7 protein-coding genes and 1 pseudogene are annotated in these 6,741 nt (G+C 70.9%); 5 read left to right on the top strand and 3 right to left on the bottom strand.

The features are described 5' to 3' along the window. Nucleotide 1: 1 nt before the first annotated feature. On the top strand, nt 2-1,015 hold the full coding sequence (locus tag I4I78_RS07705) for an AraC family transcriptional regulator (protein WP_218610527.1): 1,014 nt from the start codon (nt 2-4) through the stop codon (nt 1,013-1,015). Nucleotides 1,016-1,027: 12 nt separating this feature from the next. Here the strand turns inward: I4I78_RS07705 and I4I78_RS07710 are convergent, their stop codons facing one another. Both I4I78_RS07710 and I4I78_RS34200 read right to left on the bottom strand, forming a co-directional pair. Then, on the bottom strand, nt 1,028-1,885 hold the full coding sequence (locus I4I78_RS07710; protein WP_218610528.1) for a dioxygenase: 858 nt from the start codon (nt 1,883-1,885) through the stop codon (nt 1,028-1,030). Nucleotides 1,886-2,030: 145 nt separating this feature from the next. Beyond that, nucleotides 2,031-2,306, bottom strand: a pseudogene (locus I4I78_RS34200) (antibiotic biosynthesis monooxygenase); the annotation flags it as partial. A gap of 378 nt (nt 2,307-2,684) precedes the next feature. On the opposite strand from I4I78_RS34200, the gene I4I78_RS07720 reads away from it, so the two are divergent. The 3 genes from I4I78_RS07720 (at nt 2,685) to I4I78_RS07730 (ending at nt 5,316) form a co-directional block, all read left to right on the top strand. Further along, entirely contained in the window at nt 2,685-2,888 is a 204-nt protein-coding gene (locus tag I4I78_RS07720; protein ID WP_218610529.1) for a cold-shock protein, read from the top strand. Nucleotides 2,889-3,216: 328 nt separating this feature from the next. Continuing rightward, complete coding sequence (locus I4I78_RS07725; protein ID WP_308251965.1) at nt 3,217-4,206, top strand: fatty acid desaturase; 990 nt, start codon at nt 3,217-3,219, stop codon at nt 4,204-4,206. 51 nt (nt 4,207-4,257) lie between these two features. Next, a complete protein-coding gene (locus tag I4I78_RS07730) occupies nt 4,258-5,316 on the top strand; it encodes an alpha/beta fold hydrolase (protein ID WP_218610530.1) in 1,059 nt (352 codons plus the stop codon). A 58-nt stretch (nt 5,317-5,374) separates the two neighbouring features. Here the strand turns inward: I4I78_RS07730 and I4I78_RS07735 are convergent, their stop codons facing one another. After that, complete coding sequence (locus I4I78_RS07735) at nt 5,375-5,899, bottom strand: TetR-like C-terminal domain-containing protein (protein WP_255567088.1); 525 nt, start codon at nt 5,897-5,899, stop codon at nt 5,375-5,377. Between the two features lie 200 nt (nt 5,900-6,099). On the opposite strand from I4I78_RS07735, the gene I4I78_RS07740 reads away from it, so the two are divergent. Continuing rightward, complete coding sequence (locus tag I4I78_RS07740; protein WP_218610532.1) at nt 6,100-6,723, top strand: NAD(P)-dependent oxidoreductase; 624 nt, start codon at nt 6,100-6,102, stop codon at nt 6,721-6,723. Nucleotides 6,724-6,741: the final 18 nt, after the last annotated feature.

Consider the following 6,741-nt stretch of genomic DNA (forward strand, 5'->3'; position numbering starts at 1 on the left):
GGTGGCGGGTGAGACGGTACTGCCGGACGAGCCCCGGGCCCCCGGCGTCCTGAGCGGCTACGAGTTGTGCCGCGGTTCGCGGTTCGACGCGTTTCGCGACAGCCTCAACGGAGTCTTCTACCCGGCACGGGTGGAGCCGACCGGCCCGGAGAACCCGGTCCCCGAGTCACGGCTCAGCGCCGCCACCCTGACCCATCTGACAGTGGGGTTCGTCCGGTTCGGCACCGAGACGGCGCTCGATCCCGGCGCCTTGGGCGCGTACCACGTCAATGTCGCGATGTCAGGAAGCGTCGAGTCACGGTGCGGCGGGCAGCACGTCGTCGCCCGGCCCGGTGTGGCGGCGGTCTTCACACCCCGGGAGCACACTCTGCTCCCACGGTGGGGCGCCGACGCCGGACAGCTCTGCATCAAGATCAACCGTCGCTCGCTCGAGTCCGAGCTGGAGACCATGATCGGCCGACCGGTCTCCTCGTGGGTGCGGTTCTCGCTCGGGTTCGACCTGACGACCCCGGCCGGGAAGAGCTGGCTCTCGGTGGTGCGGCTGCTGCTGTCCGAGCTCGACAGCCCGCAGAGCCTGGTCCGCGAGTCCGCGGCCCATCGTGAGCGGATCGAACGGATGGTGATCAGCTCGCTGCTGCTCGCACAACCCAGCGACTTCTTCGACGCACTCCACGCACAGGGCCCGCCGGCGCGGTCGCGGACGGTCAAACGCGTCGTCGACGCCATCGACGCGGCCCCCGAGAACCAGTGGGAGCTTCACGTCATGGCGCAGGTCGCCGGCGTCGGCGGGCGCCGGCTCCAGCAGGGCTTCCGGGAGCAGATGGGCATGTCACCGATGGCCTACCTGCGGCTCGTGCGGCTCGAACGGGTGCACGACGACCTCGTGGCAGGCGAGGGCTCGGTGACCGACGTCGCCCTGCGGTGGGGGTTCACCCACCTCGGCAGGTTCGCGTCGGCCTACCGCGACCGGTTCGGGGAAGCACCGTCCGAGACGCTTCGCACCCTGCGGAGCTGAGGCCGCCTCGATTCACGCGCGTTCCTGCAGTACGACGTCGAACTCGGCCAGCACGAAGGGCGCCTCGACGCCGTGGCGGGCGGCCAGGTCGGCATCGGCGCAGCGAGCGAAGTCGACGAGCAGTTGCTTCTTGACCGCGAACACCGCGTCGGAGTCGGTGTAGGCGCTGCCGGCGACGAACGCGTGGGTGGTGACCTCCTCGTGGCCGTCCGCGGAGACGAGGAAGTGCACGTGTGCCGGCCGGTACGGGTGTCGGCCGGTGGCGTCGAGCAAGCGGCCCACCGGCCCGTCGGTCGGGATCGGGTAGTGGGACGGGACGACCGTGCGGAACCGGTACCGGCCGTACTCGTCGGTCGTGAACAGGCCTCGCCCGTTGCCGGGCGGCTGGACGTCGGGCTGCTGGACGTCGTAGAAACCGTCCTCGGTGCACTGCCACACGTCGACCGTCGCTCCGGGCAGTGGCCGCCCGGAGGTGCTCCGCACCTCACCGGTGACCACGCAGGTGTGGCCGCCCCCGACCATGTCGATGGAGTCCCCGAGGGTCCGCCGCGGCGACTCGGTCATGTGGAACGGCCCGAGTACGGTGCTCTCGGTACCGCTGTCCTGGCCGTTGATCGTCTCGACGAGCATCGAGACACCGAGTACGTCGGAGAGCAGGATGAACTCCTGCCGGGTCTCCGAGCACCGGTGTCCGACCTCGGTGAGGAACGCGATCGCCGAGTTCCACTCCTCGATCGACGGGGAGGCCTCCCGGACGAAGTCGTGCAGGTGCCGGGTGAGCATCTGCATGAGCTCGCGCAGCCGAGGGTCGGGCGTCGCCCCGAAGCTCGCGGAGACGGCCGGGGTGGCGGAGTCGACGGTGAAGTCCATGGCGGCGGCCGACTACGCGGTGACGGCGTCGGCCGCGAAGTGCCGGACGTCCGGGGGGGGCGGCGAAGAAGTGCGCGATCTGGGCAGCGAACTCCTGCCCGGCCGGGCTCGTCGGGAACACCTCCAGGTGGTCCTCGAGCCGCTCCCACGTCACCCGCAGCAGGTAGCCGCCGGAGTGTTCGACGTCCCGGAAGAGGGCGGTCCCGCGGCAGCCGGGCGCTCCGGCGAGGACCGGCTCCGCCTTGGCGTACGCCGCCTCGAAGTCGGCCTCTCGACCGGCGACGACCGTGATGTAGGCATGCTCGACGACCATCTCGCTCCTTCGCTCAGGTGGGGCCACGCTAGGCAGCAGATTTCGCGGTGACGAGCCGGATCGCGTGCCTGCGATCCGAAAAGCGAACGCCCGATCGCGATCACTCATCCGCTGCCAGGACAGCGTGTGTCGTTCGTGAGCACGGGCTCGTCGGCACCGTCGGCGACCCGGGTGCGCGCCCACACCTCCGGGCGGGCGGTCGAGCCCGTCGGCAGGAGGCGGCGACTCGCTGCTGAGAACGCGCGAGCCGCTCTGGCAGTCGCCATTCGTGGCGTTGTCCCGCTCCCCACGGGAACAAACCAGCCTCACCCGTGGTTGAAGGAGTCAGGTCGTTCGGTTTCGGTGTTCGTGTTCGTCACGCCCGCAGGAACAAGTAGACGCCCGAGAAGGTATCCGCGTCGTCCTGACGCCGGGAGCCTCGGGTATCTGGGTCGGCCGGGCCCCGCAGTCAGCGGAGAAGCCCCACCACCTGCGAGGAGCAGAAATATGACACAGGGAACTGTGAAATGGTTCAACGGCGAGAAGGGCTTCGGCTTCATCGCCCCCGAGGGCGGCGGCGCGGACGTGTTCGTGCACTACTCCGAGATCGACGGCAGCGGGTTCCGCAGCCTCGATGAGGGTCAGCACGTCGAGTTCGAGGTCGGCCAGGGCCAGAAGGGCCCGCAGGCCACCGGGGTGCGCGCACTCTGAGCTGCCCGTTGTGCATCGGAGCCCCGCTTCCTCACGAGGAGGCGGGGCTCCGCGCATTGTCGCTCCGGGCGCCACGACGTCGCCACCCCGCTTCGACCACACGGTCACGCTGCACCCGCGCCGCAGCTGAGGCCCCCGGCCGATACGCCTGGTGCGGCAGCACCCGCCCGCAGTCCCGCCGGTAGTCCGTGGTGTGTCGCCTCACCATGGCGAGTACCGGGTTCGGGCACACGGGTACCCCGCTCATAGGCCCACAAATCGGGGCGACCGATTACCGGCAACGCAACGCCCTGCATCCACTCTGACATCCGAGGAGACCCATCCGATCGTGACCACTGCTACCGCGCCCCCCGGCGCATCCACCCCGGCCACCACACAGGAACCCGCGCCCCGCGGCGGTGCGAAACCCGTTCTCGACGGGCGCCGCCCGCCGTTCGAGGCCGCACTGGTCTACGCGTTCACCCTGATCCCGATGATCGCCCTGGTCGCGGCCGTGCCACTTGCCTGGGGCTGGGGCCTGACCTGGCTCGACGTCGGCCTCGCCGCCGGCTTCTACCTGGTCTCCGCGCTCGGCGTCACCGTTGGGTTCCACCGCCACTTCACCCACCGTGCGTTCAAGGCCAAGCGCGGCCTGCGCAACGGGCTCGCGATCGCCGGCAGCCTGGCGCTGCAGGGTGATGTGATCACCTGGGTGGCCGACCACCGCCGCCACCACGCATTCGCCGACAAGGAGGGCGACCCGCATTCGCCGTGGCTCTACGGCACCGGGGTCGCTGCGTTGGCCAAGGGCCTGTTCCACGCCCACATGGGCTGGTTGTTCGACCGGGACCGGACCAACGCCGCCCGGTTCACGCCGGATCTGCTCTCCGACCGCGACATCGCACGGATCAGCCGCCTCTTCCCGCTGCTGACGGTCGCGAGCCTGGCCGCGCCGGCACTGCTCGGCGGCCTGATCACCATGTCCTGGTGGGGCGCGCTCACCGCACTGTTCTGGGCCGGACTGGTCCGGGTCGCGGTGCTGCACCACGTGACCTGGTCGATCAACTCGATCTGCCACATGATCGGCGAGCGGCCGTTCGAAGCCCGCAGCAAGGCCACCAACTTCTGGCCGTTGGCCGTCCTGTCGATGGGCGAGTCCTGGCACAACCTGCACCACGCCGACCCCACCTGCGCCCGCCACGGCGCGGAGCCGGGCCAGATCGATCCCTCCGCCCGGGTGATCTGGGCGTTCGAGAAGCTCGGCTGGGCCCGCGAGGTCCGTTGGCCGACCACCGCCCGGATGGCGCGTCTCTACGAGGCAGCCAACCCGACGGCCTGACCTGCACAGCCCGCGGGCAGGTGAGAACCCACCCGTGGTGGAGGTACGACGATGGCGACCACATCCGCCCCGTATACGCGTCGGTGGCGCAGCAGTACCCGGCGTGCCACCTCCGCCGGCCGGCTCACCTCGGTGGGCCCGCCGGCGGCGGTGACCCGCCGCGAGATCGAACTGCACGGCCAGGCGACGAGTTTCCTCGAGGCCGGCGACGACAGCGGTGGGCCGGTGGTGGTGTTCCTGCACGGGCTGGCCAGCAGCTCCCGCACGTGGGAGACGGTGCTGCCGCAGCTGGGCCGCCACGCCCACGTGCTCGCGCTGGACCTGCTCGGGCACGGCGTCTCGGCTAAACCGGTCAGCGGAGACTACTCCCTGGGTGCCTACGCCGCCGAGCTGCGCGACCTGCTGCTCATATTGGGCCTGGACCGGGCCACGGTGGTCGGGCACTCCTTCGGCGGCGGGGTGGCGATGCAGTTCGCCTACCAGTTCCCCGAACTCGTCGAGCGTGTCGTGCTGGTCTCCAGCGGTGGTCTCGGCTCGGAAGTCACCCCCGCACTGCGTGCGGCCACCCTGCCCGGAGCCGGCACCGTCCTACACGTCGCCGCTGCCATCACCCCGCGCTGGGCCGCGCGCCTGACCTACCGCGCCGCGCGCGTTACCCCGGGCCTGTCGGCGGCGCTCTCCGGTGCCGACCTCGACGGCCTGGCCGCGGCGTTGAACACCTTCGGCGACGGCGGCGCCCGCGCCGCGTTCGTGCAGACCGTGCGCGGCGCCCTGGACGGGGCGGGGCAACGCCTGGCCGGCACCGATCGGCTCTACCTGCTCGACGGGGTCCCGGTGCTGCTGGTCGGCGGTTCCCGCGACCCGGTCATCCCGGTCGCCCACACCCGCGCCGCGCACACCCTGATCCCGGGCAGCCGCCTTGAGGTCTTCGACGGGTCGGGGCATTTCCCGCACGCCGAGCACCCGCACCGCTTCACCGCGCTCCTGCGGGAGTTCCTGGGCGCCACCGCGCCCGCCCACGCCGGGCAGGAGTCGCTTCGTCAGCAGCTCCAGGATGCCAGCACCGAACGCACGCAGTGCTCGACCGAACCCGGACAGGACGGAACGTAGGCACCCACCAGGATGTTGAGAAGTCAGCGCAAGCTGGCTCGGTCGAGTCCCAGCTCAGCTACCGCTTGTGCCCAGTTGTCGACGGCGACGGGAAGGCGCGATCGATGAGGTGGTCGATCAAGGTGTCGTCCACCGTCGCGGCTTCCAGGGTCGTTCGGTACAACAGCGGACCGACGAGCATCGCGACCAGGTGGTCGGGGTCCTGACGGTCGACGAGCTCGCCTTCGGCGACGGCGACGTTCTGCGCCGCGTCGATGCGGGCACGCAAGGTGTCGGTGAGGGCGTCGCGCCGGGTGGCGACCCGCGCGTCGTGCAGGGCGGTCTGCATGAGGGTGGTGGTGGTGCTGCGGGACAGCGGGGTGGCCAGGTCGTCGGCCAGCTCGCGCAGACAGCCACGCAGCCAGGCACGAACGGGCGTGACGGGGTCGCGCAGGAACGGCAGCTCGGTCTCGGCCATGACCTCGGCGAGCAGCTTGTCGGCATCGGGCCAGAGCCGATAGGCCGTGGCCCGGTGCACGCCCGCCTCGGCCGCCACACGGGCAGGGGTGACCGCGCCCGGTCCGGCAGAGGCGAGCAGCCGCATCGCGGCACCCACCATCGCCTCGCGGCTGCGGGCACGCCTGGGGTCCTCGGTGGCGCTGTCGGTCCTGCTCATGACGCTCCGTCCGGCCGATCACCGATTTCTGCGACAGGTTGACGCACAAACCTCACCCTGCCACAGTGCAACTTGCGCGACAAACTGTCGCACATCGGTCAGGGTGGGTCGAGTCGCAGGAGGACACCATGAAGGTTGTCGTGTTCGGGGCCACGGGTGGCACCGGGTCCCACGTGGTGGAGCAGGCCGTGGCCGGCGGCCACGAGGTCACGGTGGTGGCGCGAGACCCGGCCCGGTTGGCCGAGAGGTCGCGGGCCGCGGGGGTGCGGGTGGTGACGGCCGGGTTCGACCGGTCCGAGCTGCTCGACGCGGCAGTGCACGGGCAGGACGCGGTGATCAGCGCGCTGGGCACCAACGGCAAGGGCCCGGTCAGCGTGTGCACCGACGGCCTGGTCGCGATCACCGGATCGATGCAGCGCAGTGGGGTCCGCCGGTTGGTCGTGGTCAGCGCGCACGGGGCGCGCGAGACCCACGACCGATCGCTGTACTCGCTGGCGCTGTGGGCGGCGCTGAAGGAGAAGATGCTCGACAAGGAGCGGATGGAGGCCGTCGTCGAGTCATCCGGGCTGGACTGGACGATCGTGCGTCCCCCGACGCTGACCGACGGCGCCCACTCGGGCCGTTACCGGACGAGTACCGATCTGCCGATCCGGCTGTGGTCGCGGATCTCCCGGGCCGACCTGGCCGAGTTCCTGCTTGCCGAGACCGCGTCGTCGTCGTTTCCAGCCGCGTACCCGCGGATCGCGGCATGACCGGACACGGGAGGTCAC

The sequence above is a fragment of the Pseudonocardia sp. KRD291 genome, from assembly GCF_019263595.1.
GTDB lineage: Bacteria > Actinomycetota > Actinomycetes > Mycobacteriales > Pseudonocardiaceae > Pseudonocardia.

Bases quoted from the DNA above. Each gene is read 5' to 3' on its own strand.
- I4I78_RS07710 (WP_218610528.1), bottom strand. From the start codon at position 1,885: ATGGACTTCACCGTCGACTCCGCCACCCCGGCCGTCTCCGCGAGCTTC.
- I4I78_RS07720 (WP_218610529.1), top strand. From the start codon at position 2,685: ATGACACAGGGAACTGTGAAATGGTTCAACGGCGAGAAGGGCTTCGGC.
- I4I78_RS07730 (WP_218610530.1), top strand. From the start codon at position 4,258: ATGGCGACCACATCCGCCCCGTATACGCGTCGGTGGCGCAGCAGTACC.
- I4I78_RS07735 (WP_255567088.1), bottom strand. From the start codon at position 5,899: ATGCGGCTGCTCGCCTCTGCCGGACCGGGCGCGGTCACCCCTGCCCGT.
- I4I78_RS07740 (WP_218610532.1), top strand. From the start codon at position 6,100: ATGAAGGTTGTCGTGTTCGGGGCCACGGGTGGCACCGGGTCCCACGTG.